The organism is Chitinophaga sp., assembly GCF_035564935.1.
Classification (GTDB): Bacteria; Bacteroidota; Bacteroidia; order Chitinophagales; family Chitinophagaceae; genus Chitinophaga.
Genome location: NZ_DATMTE010000518.1, coordinates 1 through 1,871, shown reverse-complemented (window position 1 = coordinate 1,871; position 1,871 = coordinate 1). Strand labels below are relative to the sequence as shown.

Here is a 1,871-nt window from a genome sequence, read left to right as displayed (position 1 = left end):
TTAGGGTGTCGCAGCCCTCAGGAGCCGTAAGACTAACCCACGTCTTTTTTATGTACCGCCGGTTAGTCTGCTCACACATATTCCACACTTCTCAATGTTCCTCACCATGAAAAAGAATCCAACCAGCAAGCAACATCGGCGCAAACCCAAGCCTGAGCTAAAATGGCAAACCGGCGCTTATGATCGTCACGCCGAAATTAAATTCATTTTCCCATATCAATTTCTGCTACTATGCAAGTTAGTGGATAAAACCCCGGAGGAAATCATCCGGGATTTTACCGATGATTTATCCTGTGGCAGTTGGAAGCGGGAAGGAAGAGATCTGGCCAAAGAACACCTTATTAATTATTTTATCGCACATGGCTATGGCCAACATCATTATACTGAAGAAGACATCCGACAAATGTTTAGGGAAATGGATGCGTTAGGATTGCTATTTCCTAAAGATGGTAAAATGAAACTCATTGATCTGTATGCAAACTGGCGGGATAAACACCACACCTATTGGTTTAAGAAATGGTTCCGGAAACCCAGGCGAAAACTATCAAAAAAGGAGGTATTATGAAACCGTTCGTCATCTACCACCTTTGCCGGGAGGCTTTCTCCTTTCACCAGCAGCAGCTTGTGGAGGTAATTGTAAGAGCGGCTAATCCGGATATGATTTTCCTGCTGGGCGCTACGCTTCACCGCAAAAGATGTGAGAGCATATTTAATGAATTGGCCCCTTCTTGCCAGAATATATCAGATTGCACGCTCCTGATCCTTCTGCCAAACCTTGCTAACAAAGAGCTGCACGACTGGCAGGACAAGATAGAAAACCATTGTAGCAACACCATGCCGGTTACTACGCTTGTATTACAAACGTCTACCTTTATAGAGTGGCTGCAAGCGGGTCTCCCGTTTGCAATGGCTGTATGGCAATATGCACCAGTGTTGTACGATCTCGGAAACATTTGCCGGGAAGATATTACCGAAATAAAAGCATCCATCAACAATAAAGAAGCCACCAAACAATGGGAAGACGGGCTATCCAAAGCCAAAGAGTTCCTGGCAGGTGCGGAATTGTACCGCGTACGCAAACAACACAAAATGGCAGCATTTATGCTACACCAGTCCGCCGAACAGGCTTTGCGAACATTGCTGAAAGTGGGGACCGGCTATCATGCCAATACCCACAGCATTGATCGGCTGCTCCGCTATGGCAGCCTGGTAGCTTATCAACTGCCACAACTATTTCCCCGGCAAACGGAGCAGGAGAAACGCCTGTTTAACCTGTTGCAAAAAGCCTATATAGATACCCGCTATAAAGAAGATTACAAGATCACCGATGAAGAGCTGTCAACCCTTACCGAAAAAATCAGGCGCATCCACGAAATTCTATCAGAAGCGGGAAAGGCCATTGTGACCGCGCCGCCACCACCTGTTCCTATATCCAGCGAACGGCCGGAGCTGCAGAACGTCCTTGACAAATAAATATACCTTGCATGGAAACTAATCAATCCACTCGGAAACGTTTTAACAAGCCCTGGCACTTTTTCAGCCAAGCCGGCAAGCGGCCGTTTCACGGCCTGCGGGAAGTGTTTCAAAACTACCACCTGGATGATCTAAAACAAGAAATACAGCGCTGGCAGCAGTTAGCGTTATGCAATGGCCAAAGCGCTTATGACGAGGGATGCATCCGGGAAGGCCTGATGGATTTTATACAGGAACTGCAACGACTGATGGAAGCATTTCATATCCTGAATGAAAAAAAGAACAGGCATAGAAAGCGCTAACAGCTAAAGGGTTTATCAATGCAGAGCAGGCAAACGCTGACACAAATGAACATTCCCGTTCTACTTACCGATGAAGAAATGAAAAGCCCGGAGAAT

The 1,871-nt window shown here is 46.3% G+C and carries 3 protein-coding genes; all 3 read left to right on the top strand.

The window, feature by feature from the left end; genetic code table 11:
- The first annotated feature begins 106 nt into the window (after window positions 1-106).
- From VN105_RS13155 to VN105_RS13145, 3 genes are read left to right on the top strand one after another with little or no spacing between them, the layout of a single operon-like run.
- Window positions 107-565: a hypothetical protein gene (locus VN105_RS13155; protein ID WP_325641574.1), complete on the top strand. Its 459-nt coding sequence runs from the start codon at window positions 107-109 to the stop codon at window positions 563-565.
- Window positions 562-1,473, top strand: coding sequence for a HEPN domain-containing protein (locus VN105_RS13150; RefSeq protein WP_325641572.1), 912 nt, complete (start codon window positions 562-564; stop codon window positions 1,471-1,473). Before VN105_RS13155 ends, VN105_RS13150 begins: the two co-directional genes overlap by 4 nt.
- A gap of 11 nt (window positions 1,474-1,484) precedes the next feature.
- A complete protein-coding gene (locus VN105_RS13145) occupies window positions 1,485-1,775 on the top strand; it encodes a hypothetical protein (protein ID WP_325641570.1) in 291 nt (96 codons plus the stop codon).
- The last annotated feature ends 96 nt before the right edge of the window (window positions 1,776-1,871 follow it).